The sequence below is a fragment of the Dehalococcoidia bacterium genome, assembly GCA_022451965.1.
GTDB lineage: Bacteria > Chloroflexota > Dehalococcoidia > Lucifugimonadales > Lucifugimonadaceae > TMED-70.
On sequence record JAKUNJ010000010.1, the window covers coordinates 18,373 to 43,630 of the forward strand.

The 25,258-nt window shown below is 29.6% G+C and carries 26 protein-coding genes and 1 pseudogene; 15 read left to right on the plus strand and 12 right to left on the minus strand.

From position 1 onward, the window contains the following. Positions 1 to 34: 34 nt before the first annotated feature. Positions 35 to 1,090 carry a hypothetical protein gene (locus tag MK083_06085; protein ID MCH2674023.1) on the plus strand — a complete coding sequence of 352 codons (1,056 nt, stop codon included), beginning with the start codon at positions 35 to 37 and terminating at the stop codon, positions 1,088 to 1,090. Beyond that, complete coding sequence (locus MK083_06090) at positions 1,090 to 1,932, plus strand: hypothetical protein (protein MCH2674024.1); 843 nt, start codon at positions 1,090 to 1,092, stop codon at positions 1,930 to 1,932. Before MK083_06085 ends, MK083_06090 begins: the two co-directional genes overlap by 1 nt. Here the strand turns inward: MK083_06090 and MK083_06095 are convergent. Genes MK083_06095 through holA form a run of 3 tightly spaced genes read right to left on the minus strand, consistent with a single transcriptional unit; the run spans position 1,913 to position 4,087 of the window. After that, entirely contained in the window at positions 1,913 to 2,323 is a 411-nt protein-coding gene (locus MK083_06095; GenBank protein MCH2674025.1) for a hypothetical protein, read from the minus strand. The two genes, MK083_06090 and MK083_06095, sit on opposite strands and share 20 nt — an antisense overlap. Next, on the minus strand, positions 2,316 to 3,140 hold the full coding sequence (locus MK083_06100) for a tetratricopeptide repeat protein (protein MCH2674026.1): 825 nt from the start codon (positions 3,138 to 3,140) through the stop codon (positions 2,316 to 2,318). The genes MK083_06095 and MK083_06100 overlap by 8 nt, the downstream gene beginning before the upstream one ends. Further along, positions 3,137 to 4,087 carry a DNA polymerase III subunit delta gene (gene holA / locus MK083_06105; GenBank protein ID MCH2674027.1) on the minus strand — a complete coding sequence of 317 codons (951 nt, stop codon included), beginning with the start codon at positions 4,085 to 4,087 and terminating at the stop codon, positions 3,137 to 3,139. Before holA ends, MK083_06100 begins: the two co-directional genes overlap by 4 nt. A gap of 66 nt (positions 4,088 to 4,153) precedes the next feature. On the opposite strand from holA, the gene MK083_06110 reads away from it, so the two are divergent. The 4 genes from MK083_06110 to hemW all read left to right on the plus strand — a co-directional run bounded on the left by MK083_06110 (position 4,154) and on the right by hemW (position 7,725). Beyond that, on the plus strand, positions 4,154 to 4,492 hold the full coding sequence (locus MK083_06110) for a DUF1232 domain-containing protein (GenBank protein MCH2674028.1): 339 nt from the start codon (positions 4,154 to 4,156) through the stop codon (positions 4,490 to 4,492). 30 nt (positions 4,493 to 4,522) lie between these two features. Next, positions 4,523 to 5,620, plus strand: a complete 1,098-nt coding sequence (gene ychF, locus MK083_06115) for a redox-regulated ATPase YchF (protein ID MCH2674029.1) — start codon at positions 4,523 to 4,525, stop codon at positions 5,618 to 5,620. Positions 5,621 to 5,818: 198 nt separating this feature from the next. Next, entirely contained in the window at positions 5,819 to 6,544 is a 726-nt protein-coding gene (locus MK083_06120) for a hypothetical protein (GenBank protein MCH2674030.1), read from the plus strand. Next, positions 6,529 to 7,725 (plus strand): radical SAM family heme chaperone HemW, encoded by a 1,197-nt coding sequence (gene hemW / locus MK083_06125; protein MCH2674031.1) that lies wholly within the window; start codon positions 6,529 to 6,531, stop codon positions 7,723 to 7,725. The genes MK083_06120 and hemW overlap by 16 nt, the downstream gene beginning before the upstream one ends. Before the next feature lie 10 nt (positions 7,726 to 7,735). On the opposite strand, the gene secF is transcribed toward hemW, so the two are convergent. The 6 genes from secF to MK083_06155 form a co-directional block, all read right to left on the minus strand. Further along, positions 7,736 to 8,626 (minus strand): protein translocase subunit SecF, encoded by an 891-nt coding sequence (gene secF / locus MK083_06130; protein ID MCH2674032.1) that lies wholly within the window; start codon positions 8,624 to 8,626, stop codon positions 7,736 to 7,738. Continuing rightward, a complete protein-coding gene (gene secD, locus MK083_06135; protein MCH2674033.1) occupies positions 8,626 to 10,488 on the minus strand; it encodes a protein translocase subunit SecD in 1,863 nt (620 codons plus the stop codon). The genes secF and secD overlap by 1 nt, the downstream gene beginning before the upstream one ends. Positions 10,489 to 10,503: 15 nt before the next feature. Next, complete coding sequence (gene def / locus MK083_06140) at positions 10,504 to 11,136, minus strand: peptide deformylase (GenBank protein ID MCH2674034.1); 633 nt, start codon at positions 11,134 to 11,136, stop codon at positions 10,504 to 10,506. 10 nt (positions 11,137 to 11,146) lie between these two features. Beyond that, positions 11,147 to 11,572, minus strand: a complete 426-nt coding sequence (rplS, locus tag MK083_06145; protein ID MCH2674035.1) for a 50S ribosomal protein L19 — start codon at positions 11,570 to 11,572, stop codon at positions 11,147 to 11,149. A 92-nt stretch (positions 11,573 to 11,664) separates the two neighbouring features. After that, complete coding sequence (gene trmD / locus MK083_06150) at positions 11,665 to 12,348, minus strand: tRNA (guanosine(37)-N1)-methyltransferase TrmD (protein MCH2674036.1); 684 nt, start codon at positions 12,346 to 12,348, stop codon at positions 11,665 to 11,667. Position 12,349: 1 nt separating this feature from the next. Beyond that, positions 12,350 to 12,829, minus strand: a complete 480-nt coding sequence (locus MK083_06155; GenBank protein ID MCH2674037.1) for a MogA/MoaB family molybdenum cofactor biosynthesis protein — start codon at positions 12,827 to 12,829, stop codon at positions 12,350 to 12,352. A 116-nt stretch (positions 12,830 to 12,945) separates the two neighbouring features. Here MK083_06155 and rsmH point away from each other — a divergent pair, with 116 nt between their 5' ends. From rsmH to MK083_06195, 8 genes and pseudogenes are all read left to right on the plus strand, one after another. Further along, positions 12,946 to 13,878 carry a 16S rRNA (cytosine(1402)-N(4))-methyltransferase RsmH gene (rsmH, locus tag MK083_06160; GenBank protein ID MCH2674038.1) on the plus strand — a complete coding sequence of 311 codons (933 nt, stop codon included), beginning with the start codon at positions 12,946 to 12,948 and terminating at the stop codon, positions 13,876 to 13,878. Next, positions 13,878 to 15,188 (plus strand): cell division protein FtsA, encoded by a 1,311-nt coding sequence (ftsA, locus tag MK083_06165; GenBank protein ID MCH2674039.1) that lies wholly within the window; start codon positions 13,878 to 13,880, stop codon positions 15,186 to 15,188. The genes rsmH and ftsA overlap by 1 nt, the downstream gene beginning before the upstream one ends. 9 nt (positions 15,189 to 15,197) lie before the next feature. Next, the gene (gene ftsZ, locus MK083_06170) at positions 15,198 to 16,277 is read left to right on the plus strand and encodes a cell division protein FtsZ (protein ID MCH2674040.1); all 1,080 of its coding nucleotides are present in this window, start codon (positions 15,198 to 15,200) and stop codon (positions 16,275 to 16,277) included. Between the two features lie 162 nt (positions 16,278 to 16,439). Then, positions 16,440 to 16,886 (plus strand): annotated as a pseudogene (gene nrdR, locus MK083_06175) (transcriptional regulator NrdR). Between the two features lie 73 nt (positions 16,887 to 16,959). Continuing rightward, positions 16,960 to 19,431 (plus strand): adenosylcobalamin-dependent ribonucleoside-diphosphate reductase, encoded by a 2,472-nt coding sequence (locus MK083_06180; protein MCH2674041.1) that lies wholly within the window; start codon positions 16,960 to 16,962, stop codon positions 19,429 to 19,431. Further along, positions 19,382 to 20,443 (plus strand): 4-hydroxythreonine-4-phosphate dehydrogenase PdxA, encoded by a 1,062-nt coding sequence (gene pdxA, locus MK083_06185; protein ID MCH2674042.1) that lies wholly within the window; start codon positions 19,382 to 19,384, stop codon positions 20,441 to 20,443. The genes MK083_06180 and pdxA overlap by 50 nt, the downstream gene beginning before the upstream one ends. Then, positions 20,440 to 21,255, plus strand: a complete 816-nt coding sequence (proC, locus tag MK083_06190) for a pyrroline-5-carboxylate reductase (protein MCH2674043.1) — start codon at positions 20,440 to 20,442, stop codon at positions 21,253 to 21,255. The genes pdxA and proC overlap by 4 nt, the downstream gene beginning before the upstream one ends. Then, positions 21,252 to 21,497, plus strand: coding sequence for a YggT family protein (locus tag MK083_06195; GenBank protein ID MCH2674044.1), 246 nt, complete (start codon positions 21,252 to 21,254; stop codon positions 21,495 to 21,497). Before proC ends, MK083_06195 begins: the two co-directional genes overlap by 4 nt. A gap of 6 nt (positions 21,498 to 21,503) precedes the next feature. On the opposite strand, the gene MK083_06200 is transcribed toward MK083_06195, so the two are convergent. After that, the gene (locus MK083_06200) at positions 21,504 to 22,250 is read right to left on the minus strand and encodes a biotin--[acetyl-CoA-carboxylase] ligase (GenBank protein ID MCH2674045.1); all 747 of its coding nucleotides are present in this window, start codon (positions 22,248 to 22,250) and stop codon (positions 21,504 to 21,506) included. Positions 22,251 to 22,403: 153 nt separating this feature from the next. On the opposite strand from MK083_06200, the gene MK083_06205 reads away from it, so the two are divergent. After that, the gene (locus MK083_06205; protein ID MCH2674046.1) at positions 22,404 to 23,588 is read left to right on the plus strand and encodes an FIST C-terminal domain-containing protein; all 1,185 of its coding nucleotides are present in this window, start codon (positions 22,404 to 22,406) and stop codon (positions 23,586 to 23,588) included. Positions 23,589 to 23,592: 4 nt separating this feature from the next. Here the strand turns inward: MK083_06205 and MK083_06210 are convergent, their stop codons facing one another. After that, positions 23,593 to 24,843, minus strand: coding sequence for a Y-family DNA polymerase (locus MK083_06210; protein ID MCH2674047.1), 1,251 nt, complete (start codon positions 24,841 to 24,843; stop codon positions 23,593 to 23,595). Beyond that, positions 24,840 to 25,241, minus strand: coding sequence for a translesion error-prone DNA polymerase V autoproteolytic subunit (umuD, locus tag MK083_06215; GenBank protein MCH2674048.1), 402 nt, complete (start codon positions 25,239 to 25,241; stop codon positions 24,840 to 24,842). Before umuD ends, MK083_06210 begins: the two co-directional genes overlap by 4 nt. Positions 25,242 to 25,258 lie beyond the last annotated feature (17 nt).

The window sequence follows — 25,258 nt, forward strand, 5'->3', positions numbered from 1 at the left end:
TTACAGGAAATAACATGGAGTGGAATCTCTAATTATGGTTAATAAAGAAAATGAAGGTAAAGTAATGACAGTGCTTGGGCCTATTAATCCAATAGAAGTGGGTAACACTACCACACATGACCATGTACTAATTAATTTTCAGGCAATTCTTACCGATCCGTTAAACCCTCTCGACAAAAAATATATGGAAGAAAAAATATCTTTGGAAAATATCGGTTGGGTAAGATTCAATTGGTCATCTTCTAGAGATAATCTAGTTTATGAAGATGAAGAAATAGCTTATGAAGAGCTTGGACATTACAAAAACTCTGGAGGGCAAACTATAGTTGATGTAACTAATATAGGTTTAGGAAGAAATCCAAATAAATTAAGAAATATCAGTAAAAAAACTGGTGTAAATATAGTAATGGGATCTGGGTTTTATGTAGAGCTTGCACAAAAAAAAGGATATGCGAAAGATGGAATTGAATCTATATTTGAAATTATTATGGATGACATAAAATTTGGAGCAGATAAAACAGATATTAGATCAGGTATTATTGGTGAAATTGGGTGTTCTTGGCCGTGGACTGATAATGAAAAACTTTCAATGGAAGCTTCTGTAATGGCACATAAAGAAACTGGACTTCCTTTGTTAATTCATCCTGGAAGAAATGAACTTGCGCCACTTGAAATTATAAATTACATATATAATCTGGGAGCTGACCTTAGTAATGTAGTAATGGGTCACGTAGATAGAACAATTTTTGATTTCAATATCTTAAAAGATACTTCTGAAACAGGTGTTTATATCAACCTTGATTTATGGGGACATGACAGCCCTTTCTATCCTCTTGCACCAGAAGCATATATGCCAGGAGATCATGAAAGATTAGATATGGTTGAATTTCTAATAGAAAATAGTTTTGAAGATAATATTTTATTAGCTCAAGATATTTGTACTAAACATAGACTGAAAAAATTTGGAGGTCATGGTTTTGATCATTTGCTTAAAAGAATTGTTCCATGGATGAAAAGCAGAAATATAGATAAAGAAAATATAGATAAGATGATGATTAAAAATCCTCAAACAATGCTTACAATAAAGTAATGATAAAAAAAATATTTCTAATACTTTTTGTACTATTCAGTTGTTCAAATGAAATAAGTAATCAATCTAATCCTGATAATATTTCTTTATTTGTAATCACTGAAGATATTACTTTAGGTGAAAACAGAGTAGTTTATACAGTTCTTGATAAAGAAGGAAATAATATTTCTGAAAATATGAATTTTAAATTGAAGAAAATAGATGATAGCAAAGAAATGATCATAGATGATTATGAGTTGGTAGACTGGCCTGGAAATAGGAGTGTATTTAAGAGTGATATAGCTTTTGATTCAACAGGTTACTGGGAGATTATTGGTGAATACAAAAAAAGTAATACAAAAGGGGTAATAGAAGTTAAGGAAATCTCTAGCACACTTAATACTGGGGAAAAAGTTTCTTCAATTAAGACCCCAAGTCTAGAAAATAAAAAAATAATAGATTTATCAACAGATATAGAGCCAGACATAAATTTATATTCTCATAGTTTAGATATTGCTTTAGAAAAGAAAGTTCCAATAATTCTTTCTTTTTCTACTCCAGGTTTATGTGTAACTGCTATATGTGCACCTCAGTTAAATGTCCTAAAGGAAATAAGAAGTAATTACCAAGACAAACTTATAGTTATTCATGTAGAAATTTGGGAAAATTTCAAAGAAATTATGAATACTGGCGATTTTTCTGTGGGAAACCTAAACGAATCAGTACAATTGTTTGGAATAACAAGTGAGCCTTGGACTTTCCTGATAAATAATAATGGTTTTGTAGAAAATAGATATCAAGGATTTGTTGACTATAAAGAATTAAAAAAAGACTTGAGTAAAATTAATGTTTATGATCAATAAATCTAAGATTAACGATTCTATGATAAGATTTTTCTGGACTTTCTGAGTTTTTTATTTTTTCAAACTCAACAAAAACTTTATCACCGTTTATCATATGAGATTGAAAATGTGAATATGTATAAGATAAATTTATTGTTTCTAAAGATTGAGCAGGATTAACATAGAATAATTTTGTATTGTCATCTTTATCTATAATTTTAATTTGAGAAACTCTTTTCGGATATCCTAATTTGTAAAGATTATCATGATCTTTTAGATCAGCCCAAATTGACTCTTTATTATCATTTTCAATCAAAATTCCGGGCTGGATAAAAGTAATTCTACCCTCAAAATCATTAGTAGCTGAACATGAGAATAAAAGAATAATAACTAATATAAGAAATTTATTCATCTTCTAACTCAATGAGTAATGCTTTAGCCTTATCTATAAGATGCTGCTTACGTGGATTTTTTGCAATTTCGATAGCTTCTTCAAAATCAAATTTCGCATCTGTTTTGTTACCAATTATTCTATATAATTGTCCTCTTTCAATATAGTAAGCTGGCTGAGATCTATCCATATCAATGGCTTTATTAAGTTCAATCATACCGTTATCAAAATCAAACATATTTACATAATTTTTACCTCTCCAAAAATAAATCGAAGAATCATCAGGTTCAATTTTTATAGCCAAATCAAAAATTTCTTTTGATTGATCATATAGTCCTTTTTGAGTCTTAACTGCACCTAATACAATCAATGCCCTTACATCATTCTGATCAATTTCTAAGGCTCTAGATGAGAATGTTTCTGAAGCATCATAATCTCCTAAATAATATAGAACCAAAGATTTTTTTGATAAATGAGAGGCTATTGAAGAGTTTATAGAAATAGCTTTATCTATATATTCTAATGATTGATCTAAATCATTTTGAAGTAATAATGATTCTGAATATCCTTCCCAAGCTTTAGAAAATTCAGGATCAATAATAACTAGTTTCTCAAATGAATTCTCTGCTTCTTTATATTTACCTTGATTTAAGTACCTATTGCCTCTAATGTATAAATCTAATGAAGCTTCTGGAGAATATGTATATATCTTTGGTTCTAATTCAATATTTTCCTCAAATAAATTACAAGAAAATAAAAATAAAATCAAAGATATAAAAAGTAATAAAGAGAAAATTATAAAACTAAACTTAATTGAATTTCTAAAGTACATATTCATACTACATAAATTAATTTTTGAAGAATTTCTTTTTCACTCTTGCTACCAGATTTTATTTGAATATCCATTTCAAGCAAATTTTCTAAAATTTCTTTCATTCTTTTATTTGAATGTTGTTTGGATTGATTAACTATTTTGTTAAATGCATAAGAAGAACTTACTTGAATTTTCTTTTGTAAATCTTTTAAATTCATTGTGTGATTAAGTTCTTGAGCCATGATAATTAATCTTACTTGCCTGGATAACATCTGTTGTATTGAAAAAAAATTTTGACCACTACCAACCATTACTTGTAATAGCTTACTGGATTTTAATATATTTTTTTCTAATATTGAATCAATAAGTTCAAAGATTGAACTTTCTTTTATCCCTGAGACCATCAATTCAATATCTTCTTCTTCAATAATCTTATCGGGTTTATAATTACTTAGCTTAATCAATTCATTATCTAGATAACGATAGTTACTTCCTATAAGATCAATAAGTTTATTGATCCCTGATTGAGAAATTTTTATATTATAGTGAGATTGTCTTTGAATAATCCAATTCTTTATTTTTTCCCATGATCCTCGTCCTGTTGGTATATTAAACAAAAATACTTCACTTAAATCTGAAATATTTGACACTTTATTGGATTTGAGATTTATTTCTTTGTTTTCAACAAAAATTATTTCGTTGACATTAGGTTTATTTAATGTGGATTCGTAAAAATCTTTCCATTCTTCAGATTTACTAGAAATTATTTTTGATACTAAATCATGAAATACTAAGATCCTTCTTCCTCCAAACAAAGAAATTGTATGAATATATTCCTTGTAGCTATTAAAGGAAATATTGTGTGAATAAATAACATTTAGATCCAAATCTGGATCATTTTTATCACCTATTAATTTTTCGAGTTTTTCTTTTGTTGAAAACTCATCATTCCCATGAAGTAACTTTATCAATACTTAAAAATAATTTGTTGGTATCATTTAAATTAAGAAATTTAATAATTATATTATTACAACTTTATGAGAAATTTCATTCTATTGATACCAAGATTAATTTATTTTGGGAGTCAAATATTAAGAGGCCTATTCGATCCTAAAATACCACTTAAAATAAAATTTGTGATCGTTCTAGCTTTATTTTATATTATTGCTCCCAATGATATATTGAAGGATTTTATACCTGTAATAGGACAAATTGACGATATCATAGTCATAGCACTGACTATGTTGATTTATAAATATCAGACTCTGAAAAATTCATTTAGCAATTATAAAGACGATAAAAATAATGACGATAAAATTGTAGATGGGGAATTTAGAACAGTTGAAGATGAAGATGATGATAAAGAAGATGATTAATAATAAAAGAGTAAATAAGGAATAAGGATAATGGGATTTAAGTGTGGAATAGTGGGATTGCCTAATGTTGGAAAATCTACATTATTTAATGCTCTAACTCAAACTAGTAATGCACAAGCAGAAAACTATCCTTTCTGTACTATAGATCCCAATATAGGAGAAGTTGCAATTCCTGATGATCGCCTAAATAATTTAGCCAAAATAAGTGAATCAGAATCAATTATTCCTACTAAAATGTCCTTCGTTGATATAGCTGGATTAGTAAAAGGAGCTTCAAAAGGTGAGGGATTAGGTAATAAGTTTCTAGGAAATATCAGAGAAATGGATGCAATAGCTTATGTTATAAGGTGTTTTGATGATCCTGATGTTACCCATGTGAACGGATCGATTAATCCAGTTCAAGATAGTGAAATAGTTGAAACTGAATTAATGCTTTCAGATTTAGAAAGTATTGAATCAAGAATTCCTTCAATTAAAAAAAAAGCTAAATCTGGAGATAAAGAAGCTAACGAATTATTACCTATAATAGATGGAATTCATAATCTATTGAGTAATGGTAAACCAGCTAGATTATTAAGTATTCCAGATAGTGAAACTCATAAATTAAAAAGTTTACAATTATTAACAAGTAAACCTGTTCTTTATGTATGTAATGTTTCTGAAGATGATGCAAAAAATGGAAATAAGTACTCAAAATTAATTCAAGAAATAGCTAGTAATGAAGGTGCTCTTTCAATAATTATTTCGGCAAAAATAGAATCTGAAATATCTCAATTAAACGATGAAGAAAAAAAAGAATTCTTAATAGCTTTGGGTTTAGAAAAATCAGGATTGGAGCAAATAATTCAATCAGGATACAAACTTCTGGATCTGATAACTTACTTTACATCTGGACCAAAAGAATCAAGAGCTTGGACTATACCAAAAGGATCTAATGCTCCAAGAGCTGCAAGAGAAATACATACTGATTTCGAAAAAGGATTTATTAGAGCTGAAGTGGTTAGTTACAAAGATTATGTAAGCCTAAGGGGAGAAAAAAAATCTAAAGAAGCTGGAAAAATGAGAGTAGAAGGAAAAGACTATATAGTGAAAGATGGTGACGTCATTTACTTTAGATTTAACATTTAGAAATATTCATTAAAATCATAACTTACTGATATATTATAAATAAATTGATTTATGCAGAAGTTTTTCTACTATCAAGATTTAACATAACATTAGTCTTTGAGTGAATCAAAAAAATCAGGTAAATTATTAAATAAGAATAATTAATATAATGTTAAGTATCTAAATAACATCCTATTTTGAATAAAAACGGAGAAGAAATTGAACGACGAAATTGGGAAAATTCAAAAACCTAAAGCTGAAAAGGTAATGGGTAAAAAAAAGGCTTTCATATGTGTTTTGCTACAAGCACCTCAAGAAGCATCAAAAGAATTACATGACTTAATATTTAAATATTGGGAAGCAGTTGATAAGAATATATCTACTTTGGAAGAAAAAACTGGATTAGTAAAAAAAATATTTGTAGAAGGAATTCCTGGCAAGGGAGAAGATGTAGCTATAAACCTAAAAGAAGCAAGTCTAGGTGCATGGAATATTTCAGAAGAAAGAAGGAAAACCGGTGCAGAGATATCTGAGCTAGAAAATTTAGAAAATTTACAAAAAGTTATTGATTGGTCAAAGTGTTTGAATGTAGGCTTAACAAATAGGTCTGTTGCTGAAAAAATATCTGAAGAGTTAAAGAAAGCATCAGAAGAGAGATATGAACATATAAATAAATCCTTAAGTGAAAACCTTGTAGAAGGTGAATCAGCAATTATCTTTACAGGTAATCAAGATATAAATATACCTGATGATATTGAGAAATTTATTATATCTCCCCCGGAATTAGATCAAGTAGCTCAATGGGTAAAAAATGCGCAAGCAGCTATGGAAGCTGAGTTAAAAAAAGCATATGAATCTCAGGCACCTAATGTTGAAAATAACACTCCTGAAGATAAGAAGGATAATTCTGAAAATTCAGATAGTGGGCTATGGACTCCAAGCTAATTAACCAACAAGGATTAGGTCTATACATTCATATTCCTTTTTGTCATACTAAATGTACTTATTGTGACTTCAATACTTACTCAGGTTTAGAAAACTTAATAAATAATTTCGATAATTCAATAAGTAATGAAATAGAATTTTGGTCACTCAATAAGGATTATATTGTTGAAAGTATTTTTATTGGTGGAGGAACTCCATCATATGTTGAAACCAAAGTCATAGGAAATATTTTAGAAAAAGTGAGAAATAATTTTCATTTATCTAACGATATAGAAATTACACTAGAAATAAATCCTGAAGATGTATCTTATGCAAAGTCAATAAATTGGAAAAGTATGGGTATTAATAGATGCTCTGTAGGGATACAGTCTTTAGATAATGATGAACTTAAGATACTAAACAGAAGGCATGATTCATTACAAGCTTTAGTTGCAATCAGGACTTTATCAGAAGTGTTTGAAAATATTTCTGTTGATTTAATTTATGGACTCCCACTTCAAACTAAAGATTCATATATTAATACTCTAAATCAAATTATTTCAGAAAAAATTAATCATATATCGTGTTATTCTCTTCAAGTTGAAAAAGGTACTATATTAGATCATCAGGTAAAGAATAATAAAATTAATGTTGCCAATGACGATTTATCAGCAGAAATGTATAAAAGTACTCAAATGATCTTAAAGGAAAATAATTTTAATCATTATGAAATTTCCAATTGGTCAAAAGAGAATAAAACCTCAAGACATAACTTAAAATATTGGAGGATGGAACCATACGTAGGAATAGGGCCAGGAGCTCATTCTTTCATAGATAAGAAAAGATTTAGCATACTGAAATCTCCAAAAAAATATGTAGAATTTTTCAAGAATTATAAAAACTCCAAAAGATCAATTAAAGAAAAAATAATCTATCTAGAACAAAATAAAATCTTAGATATTTATGAAGATAATATTAAAGAAAATGAAATTCTAGAATTCTTAATGTTAAGTCTCAGACTTAAGGAGGGAATTAACATATCTAAATTTTATTCTAAATTTAAGTTAGATTTCGAAGATTTATACTTGAGTAAATTAGAATATTTTATCAATGAAAATATTCTGATTAAGAAAAAAGGTAATTATATCCTTAGTGATAAAGGTAAACTATTTGCTAATGAAGTTGCCAGTAATTTCGTATGAGAAAAAAAATCTAATTAGATTTTTTTCTCAACCCATATCTCCAAATCAACATAATATTTGAAGCAACAAAGATTGAACTATAAGTTCCCACAATTACACCTAAAAGTAATACTAATAGAAAATCTCTAAGTGATTGACCACCAAATAATAACATTGCTAGAATAACCATCGAAGTAGTTAAGGATGTACCGAGAGACCTTGTCACTGATTCCATAACAGACTTATTAACAACAGACAAATATTCCATAGATTTGTTCATTGTGATATTTTCCCTAAGTCTATCAAATATCACAATAGTGTCATTAACTGAGTAACCAATTACGGTTAAAATACCCACTATAAAAATTGAATTTACAGTTGATCCAAAGAATTGACTCAATATAATAAACAATCCCATAACTACAAACACATCATGAATAAGAGTTATAATTGCTGAAATTGCATATAAGTATGCTTGGTCAATATTTCTGAATGCATACACTATATAAAGCATCACAAATAAAGAGGATATTAGAACAGCTATAATTGAATTTCTAATAGTATTTTGAGCAACTGAAGAACCTACTGTATTAGTATCTAATGTCACTGGATTATTACCAGTTAACTTTTCAAGTTCTTTATCAACTATTTCTTTTCCATTAACACCAAGGTCAGAAGTTCTGATATAAAATTCATTATTTCCCATAGATTGAACAAGAGTTCCTTTGTAACCAACTTGAGAAAATGTATTAGATATCTGTTCTTGTGATGGAGGATTATCATCCCATCTATAGGTAACAGTTGTTCCAGATGTGAAATCTATACCAAGAGGTAATCCTGGTACAAATAATAAAATTACAGATAAAATCAGCAGGATAAAAGAAAAGTATAGGAAATAAATCTTATTAGTCATAACATTCATTATTTACTCTCCTTTTTTACAGCATTCCTTGCTATTGGCATAAATAGCCCAACCTTAGATATACTCTGATTTCTGGTAATTATTCTTGTTAAGATTCTATTAACTTGAAAACTTGTGATCATACTTAATAAAACTCCTACCCCCAAAGTTAAAGCAAATCCCTGCATAACAGAAGTAGAAAAATTAGAACCAAACCAATATAAAACAATTGCAATAATTAATGTAGAAAAATTACCATCCCTAATTGATGACCAAGCTCTGTCAAAGCCTATTGTTATAGAGTTTAATAAGTTTCTTCCAGATTTAAGTTCTTCTTTTATTCTTTCAGAAATAAGAATATTCGCATCCACAGCAAATCCAATAGATAGAATTAATGCCGCAGCTCCAGATAAAGTTAGAGTAACAGGTAATATTTTAAATATAGCAACTAAAAATAACAGGTAAATAATTAATGTAACGGATGCTATTATCCCGGGAATCTTATAGTAAGAAATCATAAAAAATAGTACTAATATAAAACCAACAATTCCTGCAGTAAGACTTTTAGTTAGCGATTCAGAACCAAGAACTGCGTCAACATTCCGTTCTTGAATTAAATCTAATTTTGCTGGTAAGGCTCCAGATCTTAATTGAACAGCAATTTCTCTTGCTCTTTCTCCATCAATATCTTTACCATAAATATACGCCCTACCACCAGAGATAGCTTTATCGGCTCCAGGTGTTACCAATTCCTCGTTATCTAAATAAATAGCCAGCAAGTCTCCAGTTCGAGATATACGATCTGTTATTTCATAAAAGTTATCAGAACCATCATCATCGAATACTATGTTTACTACAGGTTGAGATAATTCAGCAACTGTTCCAGGAGATGCATCTGTTAGATTCTTAGATTCAATTCCAGTTGCTACCTCATTATAATATTGAGGGTCATAACACTTAACCATTTCCCAAATTTGTGAATCTAATTCTTCAGGTTTATTTTTTCCACATTCTCTTACTCTGAATTCTAATTGTGCGGTAGATCCAATTAATCTTTTAGCTGATTGTATTCCACCACTAACTACAAAAGTTTCTAAATTTCCTTCTGTTTGAAAATTAACTAAATTATAATCCAATTCAGATAAGGAAAGCATTATTTTTTCTCTTTGACTTTCATCACCATAACCATAATTATTAAGTTTCAAATGAAACTCACCGAATTCTTTATTTTCTAAAGATGAGTAAGTTATATCAGATTTTTTTAAAACTGATTCTAGATCCTCTGAGCTTGGAAATTCTAAATCTTCTCCCTCTTCTTTATTTTCAATTCTATTTGGAGAAAAATTTATTTTTATAAGTACTTCAATTTCATTAGATAAGAAACTCTTAAGATTATCAATAATAGATTGACTTAGTGATTCATCTGAATTTAGTTCTAATTCTCCATCAATTGCATTAAGTTCAAAAGAAGTATCAATTAATTCTTCTAATTTGTCTTTAATAACAGTGATGTTTTGGTCATTTCCAGATAAAGAAAAAACTATTTTATCACCTTTCTGAGAAGGAATTTGAACTAAAATTTTATTAGGTGGAGTTCCGAGTAGCTGTACATTAGCTTCACTAACCCCAAACTCGTTTACTCTTTTATCAATAATCTTTCTGACTCCTTGAGCATCCTCCAAGGTAGGTTCTTCTCCTGTTGATGACTCTATAGAGTAAACTAAATGAGTTCCACCTCTCAAGTCTAAGCCTAAAACCATACCTAGAAGATTATCATTATTTCCTCTTTCCCAATCATTTATTTTTATAGGATTTATAGAAATCGCAAGTATAGATAAAATTAAGAATACTACTAGTAATATTATTGCTCTGAATCTCAACAATTTTTTCCTTTTTTACTAAATATCTACAGAAGCCTCATCAATTGAACTATCTGATTTAATTTTTGATAATTGTATTTTTTTTTCTATTACTTCATCTACAATCTTATCTTGAGATGAAGCCTTAGTTTTATTTACTAAAATTTTATATCCTATATCATGCCAATGAACATCATTGGGTGTAATACCAGATTTGTGTAAATCTTCATGACTTTTAAGATGATCAAGATATACTATACCATTAAGGTGATCGATCTCGTGTTCAATAGCTTGGGATAATAGATCAGTTGCAGATAACTTTATTTTTGCTTTATTTTTATCTATATATGATGCATCAATACTAATCGATCTTTCTATTATTCCTGTGAAGCCAGGTACACTTAAGCATCCTTCTTCAACATTTCTTTTTCCATAAGAATTTTCAATCTTAGGATTAAACATAATCATAGGTTCATTTTCAGGGATTTGAATTGTAATTAGTTTGAGTAATTTACCAACTTGAGGTGCAGCTAATCCAATTCCTTTAGCTGAGCGCATTGTCTCCAACATATTAAAGCCGAGTTCTGTAACCTCTTTGTTTATTTCTTTTATTTCTTTTGACTGCTGTCTTAAAATTGGATCTGGAAATACTCTGATAGGTAAGATTGTCATATTTAACCCTCTATCTGGCTTCTTTAATTCTAGCCTTTTTACCAGTTAAATCTCTTAAATAGTAGAGTTTTGATTTTCTAACTTTACCTTTTCTGATAACTTTAACTGATTCTATTGAAGGAGAACTGATAGGAACTGTCCTTTCTACTCCAACTCCAGACGATATTCTTCTAACAGTAAAAGTTTTACCAGGCAAAACTTTATTCCCATTAATATGACTTCCTCTAATGACATTCCCTTGAAAAGACTGAACCCTTTCTCTATCACCCTCTTTGATTAAGAGATTTAATATAACAGTATCTCCACTCGAGAAAGAATCGATACTGTTATTTGAAGGTACTTTGCCTAAATAGTCTAATATTTCTTCAGCTTTTGGCTCTTCTGCTGGAGTTTCCTCAGCTTTTGGCTCTTCTTGGTTTTTTTCTTCTTCAGTCATTTATTAGATCTAAATTATTAAACTTAATTTCATACGAAGTAACTATAATAACACTTATCGACTATAAATTCTTGGATAAATTTATATTATTTTTATAAATCTTTTCTTCTTTCTTTAGTCCTATTTTTAGAAATTTTTTTTCTCCAATCTTCAATTTTTTTATGATCCCCTGACAAAAGTATTTGAGGTACTTCTCTATCCTTAATTTTTTTAGGCCTCGTGTATACAGGTCCTTTTAGTAAATTTTTATAATTTTTACCAAAAGTATCATTATCAAGAGATTTTTCATTACCAATAATCCCAGGAATAAATCTAAGGAGTGATTCTAATAGAATTAAAGAAGGCAATTCTCCTCCTGACAAAATGAAGTCTCCAATAGATACTTCTATATTAACTTTTTCTTCTATGAATCTTTCGTCAACGCCTTCATATCTTCCACAAACTATTGCAATATTGTCGTTATTTAAGATTTCTAAAATAATATTTTGATCTAATTTTTTACCTTGAGGAGACATTAAAATGGTAAATGGATTAGATGATCTTAATCCTGAAATATAATCAATAGATTTCATAAGAGGTTCTGCCATCAGAACCATGCCTGGATCTCCCCCATATTGTTTATCATCAACTCTGCTGTGCTTATCTTCAGAAAAATTTCTGAGTTGGTGTGTCTTTATAATAATATCTTTTTCTGGGATAGATTTAGTTATAGGAGAATTTTGCAAGTACAAATCTATAATTTCTGGAAATATACTAACTATATCAATACTCTTCATATTAATGCTCTGTATTACCTGAAATCATCTTGAATATATGATCAAACAAAGGTACAGAAACTAATAATCCATCCTTAACTCCCCCTGGACTACCGGGAAGATTTAAGATTATTTTTTTGTTTGAGATTCCACATAGACCTCTATATAAAACAGAAGTTTCAATATTTTTATAAAATTGATTTCTTATAAGTTCAGGAATTCCAGGAATTTCTTTTTGAATCAAATTCTTAGTAGCTTCAGGAGTTACATCTCGACTTGAAACTCCAGTTCCTCCAGTTGTGATAATAAGATCTAGATCTTTATAATTTAAGAAATCACTTATGGTTTTACTAATTATATTTTTTTCATCAGGAATTATTTTTTTTTCTAAAAACTCATATTTTTTTTCTAAAGATTCTATTATTCTTAATCCCGCTAAATCAGATATATTTGGATCTTTAGACCTAGAGTCAGAAATAGTTATGCAAACAAATTTTTTCATATTCTAATATTATAAACATCTTTAAACTCGTATTGAACTGCAATTGAAAAAACAAAGTGATAAATGAGATTATAAAACTTTATAATATTTATAAATAAGGATATTTTTTTTTGCTTTTGAAAGATTTAGAAATACAACATAATCCTGTTATGGTTCCCGAAATATTGAAATACTTAGATGTTGTTTCAGGAGGGAGATATATTGATTGTACTCTTGGAGAAGGAGGGCATAGTAAATCAATACTTGATGCCAGTAATCCAGGAGGTGAGGTTTTAGGAATAGATGCAGATCATGAAGCAATAGAAGTTTCAAAATCAAGACTTGAAAAATATCAAGATAGAGCGATTTTTGTAAACGATAATTTTAGAAACCTAAGAAAAATTGCAATGAGAAGAAATTTTATACCTGCTCATGGAATTTTACTAGATTTAGGAGTTTCCTCACTACAACTTAACATCGAAACAAGAGGTTTTTCATTTATGAGAAAATCTCCTCTTGATATGCGATTCTCATTTAACCAAAAATTGACTGCTGATCAAGTAGTAAATACCTTTCAAGAAAACGAAATAGCTGATATTTTATATCATTTTGGTGACGAAAGAAGAGCTAGAAAAATAGCAAAAATTATAGTTGAAAATAGACCCATAAAACATTCTAATGAATTAGCTGAAATTATTAAGAAAAAAATATATATTTCAAATCATAAAATAAATCCAGCTACTAAAACATTTCAAGCATTGAGAATCTATATTAATGAAGAACTTTCTGCATTATCAGAAGTCTTGGAACAATCGCTCGAAATTATAGGAATTGGTGGAAGATTAGCAGTAATTTCTTATCACTCAATTGAAGATAGAATTGTAAAAAATTACTTTCGAAGGGAATCAAAATATTGTATTTGTTTACCAAATGTAATTAAATGTGAATGTAACCATGAGCCAAAACTTAAAGTTATTACAAAAAAACCTATTTCACCTTCATCGAATGAAATAATAAGTAATAGAAGAAGTAGAAGTGCAAAACTAAGGGTTATAGAAAGAATTTTATAATGGGAAAAATCTTAACGTTAGACATAGGTTCATCTTCATCTAAATTATGTTTATCTGAAAAAAAATTTAATAATCTTGATATTTTATTCTATGCTGAAAAAACATATGCAAATCCTGTAAGAGATAACCTTTCTAATGAAATGATTGACGTAATTTCCAATCAATTAAAAAATCTAATTAGAGATTATAAAAATGTTGAAAACGAAATAATAGATTGCAATCTTTCTTTTAGCGGAACTAATGTTTCTTCAGTGATTATAGAATCTTCATTAGAAAATTTGGACAGCTCAAAAATAATAACTCAAGAACAGCTTAATCTTTTGACAAAAAACAATCCAAAAATAAACTCTTTTTCATCAAAAAAAACTGCTCATATAATTGCTTTAGATTATAGTTTGGATGGGATGATTGGAATTAGACATCCTCTTGGAATGCATTCAAAAAATATATTAGTACAAAACTTATATGTGAATATTGATAGTGAACATTATGAGAAAATAGTTAAAGTTGTTACTGACTCAGGTCTAAAGTGTAATTTTATTACATCAGACATAGTTGCATCATCTAAATATTTGCTTAATTCTGATGAAAGAGAAATTGGTTCATTGATAATAGATATAGGTTCATCAACAACAAGCTATTGTCTTTCTAAAAAAGGAAACCCTGTACTTACTGGAGCTCTTCCAGTTGGAGGATCACAGTTCACCTCAGATTTATCAATTGCCTTTTCCACTAATATTGATTTTGCTAATCAATTAAAACTTGAAACAAGCTGCACACCTGAAAATGAAAGAATAGCAGAAAAAGTCATAGTAAGAGATAAAGATTCATCAAAAACTTTTGAAATTACAAAGCGTCAAATATCTCAAGTTCTTAAAGAAAGAGCTGTAGAAATATTTACCCTCATAAAACAAGATATCATAGAAAAAATGGGAGTGGAAAATCTACCAGAAAGATTAATTCTTTGCGGTGGAGGTAGTAAACTTCAGGGTATTGTGGCCCTAGGAAGATATATCTTTCAATCTAAAGCAAGATTAGCTGAGACTAAAAACTTAAAATTCTTAGGCGAAAATTTACCTTTGGAATCTATGGCAGTAATTTCTTCAGCTAACTTAATTCATGAATTGGATTTTCAAAATGAATATATACATAAATCAAATTCAGTTACGTCAGAAAATGGGATAAATAGTTTCAGCATAGAAACAAAAAAACTTAGTAGTATTTCATCAAATGTAGAAAATAATGTTAAAATGTTACTATTGAACATAAATCAGTANATAAAAAAGATCATTTCTTTAATTAAAAGATAGGAAATAATTTTGGCAGAAGATGTAAAAGAAAATATTGGACAAGCTAAAGTAGCTGTTATTGGTGTTGGTGGTGGTGGTTCCAATGCTGTTAACAGAATGTATAGAAATAAAATACCATATATTGAGTATGCAACGATAAATACAGATGCACAAGCTCTATCTCACTCAGATGTACCACAGAAACTAAGAGTAGGTGATAGATTAGCCAGAGGTATGGGTGTAGGCGGAAACCCAGAAAAAGGAAGACTTTGTCATGAAGAAGATAGAGAGCATATATTAGAACTCGTTGGCGGTCAAGATATGGTCTTTATAGCAGCTGGTATGGGAGGTGGAACAGGAACTGGAGGCGCACCTGTAGTTGCTAGTGTTGCTAAAGAAGCGGGAGCACTCACTGTTGGAGTTGTTACAAAACCATTTGCTTTTGAAGGATCTCAACGAACAAAACAAGCAATAGAAGGAGTAGCTAGGCTTGAGGAACAATGCGACACACTAATAGTTGTTCCTAATGATAGATTATTACTTGCAACAGAAACCAATATATCTATGGATATGGCATTTAGAAGAGCAGATGATGTACTTAGGCAAGGAGTTCAATCAATCGCTGAATTAATCTTGGTTCCCGGAGAAATAAATCTTGATTTTGCTGATGTTACTACAATCATGAAAAACGCAGGACCTGCTTGGATGGCAATAGGAACAGGCAAGGGAGAGGACAAAGCAATTGAAGCTGCAGAAATGGCAATTTCATCACCATTACTAGAGCAGACCATAGATGGAGCTAAGGGAGTATTGTTTAATATTACTGGAGGTTCTGACTTATCAATCAACGAAATTGAACAAGCATCCCAAACTATTTCATCTGTCGTAGACCCTGAAGCAAATATTATATTTGGTACTGTTACAGACGAAAAACTAAATAATGAAATGAGAATTACGCTAATTGGTACCGGATTTCCTTCCTTGGAAAGTCCCTACAAGCCAGAAAAAAATGAAACTAATATTTCTTCAAGTGATCGCCCTTTACCCAATCAGGAATCAACTAGGAATAACAAAAACGATCTTGATATACCTCCATTTCTAAGAAAGTAAATTATAAATAATCTGATCTGAATAATAACTTTTTTCATTAATAACTTGTTTTATTACAATTTAGATGCACAATATGTTGTACAGGTCCCTTGACAAAGGCACAACAAATAGTAGATATTATAACTAACCCAAAATTTTTTAAGGTATTTTATATTATTTGTTATGAATTGTCCCTATTGTGAAAATGAAGAGTCTAAAGTAGTTGATTCTAGAGATGCTCAGGATGGAATAAGAAGAAGAAGAGAATGCTTACTATGCTCTCTTAGGTTTACTACTTATGAAAAAATACATTCTCAACTTCTGAACGTCGTTAAAAAGGACAATACCAAAGAGGCTTTTTCTTTAGAAAAACTTACTAGGAGTATATCAACTGCGTGTAAGAAAAGGCCAGTTTCTATAGAAAGGATTGAAAAAATTGGAGATGACATAGAAACAAATTTACTTCAAAATTATGGTGCTGAAATTGAGTCAAGATTAATAGGCCAATTAGTTCTGAATGAACTAATGAATATTGATAAGGTAAGTTATATCAGGTTTTCAAGCGTTTACAGAAATTTCGAAGATGAAAATAGTTTTGTTAATGAAATAGATAAAATGAAAAATGAAAAAAATGTAGTAGATAAAAAGCAGATGGAAATGTTTCCAAAAGAAAAAAATCAAAAAAGAAAAGGAGAAAAAGTCAATGGTTCAAACAAAAAAAACTAGCACAAACTTAGGTAGATACGGAGAAGTAATCAATGATTTTGAGCCTGCTCCATTAACCGATAATTCTAAAGTAGTTCTCGAACACAGATATTTATTAAAAGACGAAAACAATGAAGTTATTGAAACTCCTAACGAAATGTTTATTAGAGTTGCCAAAGCTCTTGCTAAACCTGAAAAGTCCTATGGTTTAGATGATGTAGGAGTAAAGCAAATCGAAAACTTATTTTATCAATCAATGGCAAGTCTAGAATTTTTACCTAATTCTCCAACTCTTATGAATGCTGGTACAGGAGCAGGAACTTTATCAGCATGCTTTGTTTTACCCTTGACTGATTCAATGGAAGGAATTATGAAAGCTGCCCATGACGCGGCTATGGTGCAAAAATTTGGTGGTGGAACTGGTTTTTCCTTATCAGAAATAAGACCTACAGGAACTCCAATTGCTACAACTCACGGAAAAGCATGTGGGCCAATTGCAGTGCTTAAACTATTGTCATCTGTTTCTACTTTGGTAACTCAAGGGGGGAAAAGAGATGGTGCTAACATGGCAGTTATGGACGTACATCACCCAAATATTCTTGATTTTATTGAATGTAAAACTATAGAAGGTCAAATTCATAATTTCAATATTTCTGTGGGAGCATCCGATGAATTTATGGAAGCAGTTAAGAATGGTACAGAATATTCTTTGTATGTAAAATCTGATCCAGCCGATGAAAATAGTGAGAAAGTAGTTGCAGGAAAGCTAGATGCTAGAGAGGTNTTTGCAAAAATTGTTCATGGCGCATGGTTAAATGGAGAGCCAGGCATGATATTTCTAGACGAAGTAAATAGAAATAGCCCAGTCAAGCATGTCGGTATGATTACTGCAACTAATCCTTGTGGTGAACAACCATTATTACCAAACGAGTCATGTAACTTAGGATCAATTGATGTAGCTAAGTTTGTAAAAGACTCAGATGGAAAAGTAGAAATAGATTGGACTAAATTAAGTAAAACAATTAGATTAACAACTAGGTTTTTAGATAATGTAATAGATGGTAACAAATATGCTATTCCAGAAATAGAAGAAATGAATTTAGGAACAAGAAAACTAGGTCTTGGAGTAATGGGGTTTGCTGATCTATTAGTAAAACTAGGTATATCATATGATTCTGATGAAGGAGTTGAGATTGGAAGAAAAATTATGGCTTTCTTTAAAGAAGAATCAGATAATGAATCAAGAGATCTAGCTATAGAAAGAGGCCCCTTCCCAAAATGGACAGGGTCAGATATGGAAAAACGTGGTGAAGAACCTCTTAGGAACGCTTGCAGACTCACAGTTGCACCAACAGGTACAATTTCAATGATTGCAGGTGCATCTTCAGGTATAGAGCCTATTTTTTCATTAGCATACAGAAAACATAATATTCTTGAAGGAGAAACTTTATTTTATGTTGATAAGAACTTTGAAAATATTTGTAGGTATGAAAATATTTATTCTGAAGATCTGATGGAATATTTGTCTGACGGAGGATCTCTTCAAGATAGATTGGACGTCCCTGATAATGTAAAAAATCTATTTCATACAGCTGCGGATATATCTCCAACTTATCATGTGCTTATGCAAAGTGCATTTCAAGAAAGTACAGATGCTGGTATTTCTAAAACAATAAACTTTCCAAATGAAGCAACAATTGAAGATGTAGAAAATGCCTATATGTTAGCTTGGGAAACAAAATGCAAAGGCATTACTGTCTATAGATCAGGTTCAAGGCAAGTTGAAGTCTTAACATCTGGGCATGATACTTCAAATGATAAAACAAGAGAAGACTTAAACGGAGAAGTAACTAATGAAGAACTGGACAATATACTTCCTGAGAAATCTGTAAATGGTTATATAACTCCCATGGATAGACCACAAGAACTATATGGAATCACTTCAAGGGTCAAGACTGGAAGAGGAAATCTTTACGTAACTATCAATATGGCCGGAGATAAACCTTTCGAAATATTTACTACACATGGTAAAGCAGGTGGAAATGATGCAGCAATGGCTGAAGCCGTTTCAAGAGTATCATCTTTATGCCTTAGGTCAGGGCTAGATCCTAAAGAGATAATAGAACAGCTTAGAGGAATAACAGATATACCTGCGTGGGATGAAGGGAATTTGGTAAGATCAGTTCCAGATGCTTTAGCAATGGTACTTGAAAAAGTTGTATCTAATAATTCATCAAGTGTTATAAATGAGGCAACTCAAAAATCTATGTTTAGTATCAATAACAGCGAAAGTCAATCATCAATGATTACAGTTGATGAAAAAAAAAAAATAGTTAAAGACACTATTTCAGTTTCAGTGCCTGCTAATGCAGCTGCTTCTATGCAAAACTGTCCAGAATGTGACGTAGGTAATTTGGCATTTGAAGAGGGCTGTCAAAAATGCTATAGTTGTGGTTATTCTAAATGTTAATAAATTGAACTATACTAAAAAAAATAAGATTGCTATTACTTTAGGTGATCCTTCAGGCATTGGTCCTGAAGTTGTAGCAAAATCAATTAATCATCTTTCTAATCATAAGATGGATGTACCCATTATTATTGGAGATACTAAAACTGTAATAGAATCATTCAAGCTTATTGGATTAGAAATTCCAGTTATTGGTATAAAAAATCTTTCTGAAATAGATAATCAATCAAATTCTGTTTTTATTTTGGATAATAATAAATATTCAAATGAAAATTTTATAAAAGGGAAAAACTCTGTTGAGGCGGGAAAAGCTTCACATGAATGGGTTGAAATAGCTACAGATTTAGCGATAGAAAATAAAGTTGATGCTATATGTACAGCTCCTATAAATAAAGAAAGTTGGCAAATGGCAAGTTTCAAGGATATAGGACACCAAGAGATATTCAAGAGAAAAAGTAAATCTAATTATGTAGCTACAATGTTAGTTTCAGGAAAATTAAGATGTATGCATTTATCAACACACCTTTCTCTATCTAAAGCGTGTGAATATGTAACAACAGAAAATGTAGAGCGAGCAATTAGGCTTACTCAAAAACATTTCTTAGAATGGGGTTTTTCGAATCCTAAAATTGGAGTTGCAGCATTAAACCCCCATGCCTCTGACGGAGGACTTATTGGTGATACTGAAGAAAAAGAAATCTTGCCAGCAATAATTAATTGTAAAAATGATGGAATTAATGCATCTGGTCCTCATCCTGCAGATTCTATTTTCTATGATGCAATAAATGACAAACATGATGTTGTTGTGGTCATGTATCACGATCAAGGGCATATTCCAATCAAGGTCTATGGATTCGAGCAATCAATTTCTGTAAACTTAGGCTTGCCTTTTATTAGGACATCGGTAGACCACGGTACAGCTTTTGATATTGCTGGTGAAAACATTGCTGATCCAACAAGTATGATAGAGGCAATAACTCTAGCAAATAACTTAGCTTATAAATCTAAACTATGAAATTAAGTAATGATGAAATAACGTTTATAGGTTATGGCAATATGGGTTCAGCGATAGTTGAAGGTATATTACGAGATAATCTATTTAAAAATATTAAAATTGTAGAGAATGATAAATCCAAGTTTAATAGAAAAAATCAAAATCTTAATTTTGAAGAAAAAATTACAGAACAAATAAGTTCATCAAAATATATTTTTTTATGCGTAAAACCTCAGTCTTTCAAAACTTTAGCTAAACAATTGAATAATAAATTATCTGAAGATCAAATTATTATATCTATCATGGCAGGTATAAAGATACCCACAATTGAAAACTATTTAAATCACTACCAAGTAGTAAGAGTGATGCCTAATACTCCAGCTCAGGTTTCTAAAGGTATTAGTGTCTGGATTTCATCAAGTAAAGTTCACAAATCAGAGAAGAATACTATAGATAAAATTCTAAATTCTTTTGGTAAATCTATAGAAGTAAAGTCTGAAAATATAATCGATATTTCAACAGCACTTTCAGGAAGTGGACCTGGTTTTATATATAAGTTTTTGGAAGATATGATTTTGGCTGGTGAAAAAGCTGGATTAGACCCTAACATGAGTGAAACTTTAGCAGTTGAAACCTTAATTGGAAGTTCTGAGCTCTTAAGAATTTCTAAGGAATCTCCAAAAAGACTACGTGAAGCTGTTACTTCTCCTGGAGGCACTACTGAAGCTGGATTAAATTTTATGGGAAAAAATAAATTTGAAAATATAATATTTGGAACTATAGAATCGGCTATTAAGAGAAGTATTGAACTTTCTAAAGAGGATAAGTTATGACTTTATTTGATTTATTAGCTAGAGTATTGGATCTTTATTCAATTATTATTGTTGTCAGAGTTCTTTCAGACTGGATACCTAATTCTAGAAATTATCAGATTGTTCAGTTTCTTATTCTAATTACAGAACCTTTCCTAAGTAGAATAAGAGGGATATTACCTCAAATGGGAAATCTAGATTTTTCACCTATTGCAGCAATATTTGCACTAGAAATAGTTGGCACAATTCTAAAAAATTTATAGATTTATTTAGGTTATTATTTCTGAAGCATTTATAGATATTTTTTTCCCATTTTTATCTAAAACCTCTAAAGTTCCGTCATCATTTAAGCTAATTATCTTATAATATGCATTTTCAGATTGTCTATCAAAAGACTTATAATTTGTTCTAAAAGCAACTCTCTTATTTAATCCATAAAGCTTATCAGATAAATTTGAAATCTTAAGTTTTCCTATTAAGATTTCGTTATAGATATTTTCAAAACTTTTCAAAACATCTTCAACTATTTCTAATGGTTGAATTTTTTCATTCAATAATTCCATAAGGCTAACTGAAGGATAAATAAAAGTATTATTTTTTTTGTGATCAGAATTGATATTAATTCCGATTCCTATAATTGAGTAATTATCACTTTTTATATGATTTTCAACTAAAACACCTGATATTTTTTTCCCATCAACTAACACGTCATTAGGCCATTTAATTTTTATTTCTGTATCAATAAATTTTTCTAAAACTTTATATATTGAGAAAGCCGAAATTATAGGTAGCGTACTCATCAATGATATTTCAGGTTTCATTATTATAGAAAACAATGCATCATTACCGTTTGATAACCATTTTCTTTGATTGCTGCCTCTGCCATCAGTTTGAAACTTTGCTACAACTACTGTTCCTTCTTCAATACCAGTATGAATAAAAAAATTTGCAATATCCATTGTTGAAGAAATTTCATTAAAAATATATTTTTTCTTTCCGATATAAATTTTTTTCATATAATTATATTATTAAAATTAAATTACTTGAAAAACCTCGTAATAAAATTCTTAGGCTTTTATTTTCATAATAATGTAAGATGAGATTATGTTTGGTCTAAACTATTTTTTTGCTTAGACATACTCCTCAAATAACTTATGAAAGGTAACTTAATGTATTGGTGTTCATCTGTTTCAAATTCACCTTCTTTAGATTCAGCTATTGAAGACGTAACAAGAGAAATATCAAAAAAATTAGAAAATAAAAAACCTGATTTAGGTTTAATATTTATTTCTTCACATCATTCTACTTCCTATGAAGAAATAACAGAAAAAATAAAGGAAAAAATTGATTGTGAATTTATACTTGGCTGTTCAGGATCTGGAGTTATTGGAGAAGGTAAAGAATTTGAGTACCTACCAGGAGTTTCCTTGACTGTGGCAAGTTTACCTAATGTAAGCTTAAAACCATTTCATTTCACACAAGATATTTTACCTAATCCAGATGAGTCACCAGATTCTTGGAAAGAATCTGTAGAGGTTTTTGATGATGATCCTAAAACAATAATTTTATTCCCTGATCCCTTTTCTATCAGAACAGAGTATGTACTTGATGGGTTAGATTTCGCATTTCCAAATACAAAAATTATAGGTGCTCTAGCTTCAGGAGGTAATAAACCTGGTGAAAATGCATTATTTGTCAACGGAAAAACTTTTTCTAGAGGATGCTCTGGAGTAGTTATTTCAGGAGATTTTGAATTAGATATTTTAGTCGCACAAAGTTGCAGACCAATTGGTGAACCGATGATAGTAACAAGGTCAGATAATAATATTATAAATGAACTTGATGGTGACCTTCCAATTATTGCAATTAAAAAGTTATATGATGAACTCCCAGAAAATGAAAAAGGTATTATGAATAATGCCCTTCAAATAGGAATCCTAATGGATCGATTAGGAGATATTGATGATGAAATAACCTATATGATTAGAAATATATCTTCTATTGACAAGGATACTGGATCTATTTCTATTGGTGAATCTATTAGTGATGGTCAAGTTATTCAATTTCATCTTAGAGATTCTAGTGCTGCACAAGAAGAACTAAAAAAAATGTTAACTGATTATAAAATCGATGACGATCAAATTATAAAATCTACATTGATGTTTTCAAGTGTTGGAAGAGGAAAATATTTATTGGGTGAATCTCATCACGATATCAACTTATATAAAAATATTATTGATAATAATTCTCCAATTACCGGATTCTTCTCTAATGGAGAGATAAGTCCTATTGGAGACAGAACTTATCTGCATGGCTATACTTCTTCTTTTGCAATATTTAAGGAGAATAATTAGATAGTTATATAGTTATATTAATTATGTCTTCCCAAGAATTCATATATTTTGGAGATAATTTATTTCTAGAGCTTGTAGATAAATGATCAATATTCTGAGAAGCTAACTTTATCATATTGGCACCATAAGTCTTATTTATATAGTCAACAGAAGCCATTAGTGAGTCTTGTTGTTTATTTGGTAATTTTAGGTATGACGACTGATATTTATTAATTTCACTGAGGTTACTCAATATAACTCCTGCTTTCTTATAAGCTAAATTTTTTCTAAATATTTTTCTCAATATATGATTAGACATAGATACTATATCTATGTAATTATCAGTCGCTACTAAAAAATTCTCCGAAGAAAATCCATAATGAAAAGAATTATTTTTACGCTTAAATTTATTGGTCACAATGAAAGTAGATAATGTATATGCTCTTAATTTTTCTTCTCTTAACTTTTTTGAACATATAAATGCATAGTCGCTTATTCTTTTTTCAAGATCTGAATAAGTAATTATGTCTTCTTTAAATGATCTAGATACCGTTATACTCTTTTTTGGAGTAGGTATACTTACTATTGGAAAGCATTCAATACCTTTTAATTCTTGAATAGTTTTCAGGACATTTATATTCATTTTTTGAAGAATCCAGTTTTTATCAGAATTTACTAAATCAACAGCAGTAAATATTTTATTCTTATTTAGATATTTAGAATACCTATACCCTATGCCCCATATTTCATGTACAGCAAGATTTTTTAATGATTGAAATATTTTAGATTCAGAATCTAAAACATAAAAATTTTGTTTAATATTCTTTGCTATTGAAGAGGCTATTTTAGATAAAGTTTTAGTTTTAGACACACCAACAGAAACAGGTATACCAATATTCTTTTTTATATAATTTTTTATCTCTTCAGATATACCAGAATAATTAGAATCGTAATTTATACTCATAAAAGCTTCATCAATAGAATAAATTTCTAAGTCTTTAGAATATCTACATAATGACTTCATAACTCTATTAGAGATTTCACCATATAATTCAAAGTTAGAAGAAAAAACTTTTACATTATTATTCTTCATAAATTTATCTATCTTAAATACTGGTTCGCCCATCTTTATACCTAATTTTTTAGCCTCATTACTTCTAGAAATGACACATCCATCATTATTAGATAAAACAACAACTGGAACGCCTTCTAAATCTGGTCTAAATATTCTTTCACATGAAACATAAAAATTATTACAATCTACTAAAAAAATCATATGAATTTTTTGACTGCACCTATTACAACGCCTATAATCTCAAACTTTTCACTCTTATCAACTAAGATAGATTCATAATTATTATTTTCTGGTTTTAGGTATATTTTTTTATTTTTTATTATTAAACGCTTAATCAAAAAATCTCCATCAAGTGAACATAAAATTATACTATTATTATTAGGCTTAATTGATCTATCTATAACGAGTATATCTCCAGAATTTATGCCTGCATTTATCATCGAATCACCAATAACTTTTACACAAAAAGTTGATGAATGATTAGACACTAGGTAATCGTGTATGTTCAAGTCTGATGATAAGAAATCAGCAGCAGGTGAAGGGAAGCCAGCAGATATTCCGGAATCATAATACTTAATTTTTTGTGTAATAATACCCATAGATCAAATATGATAAT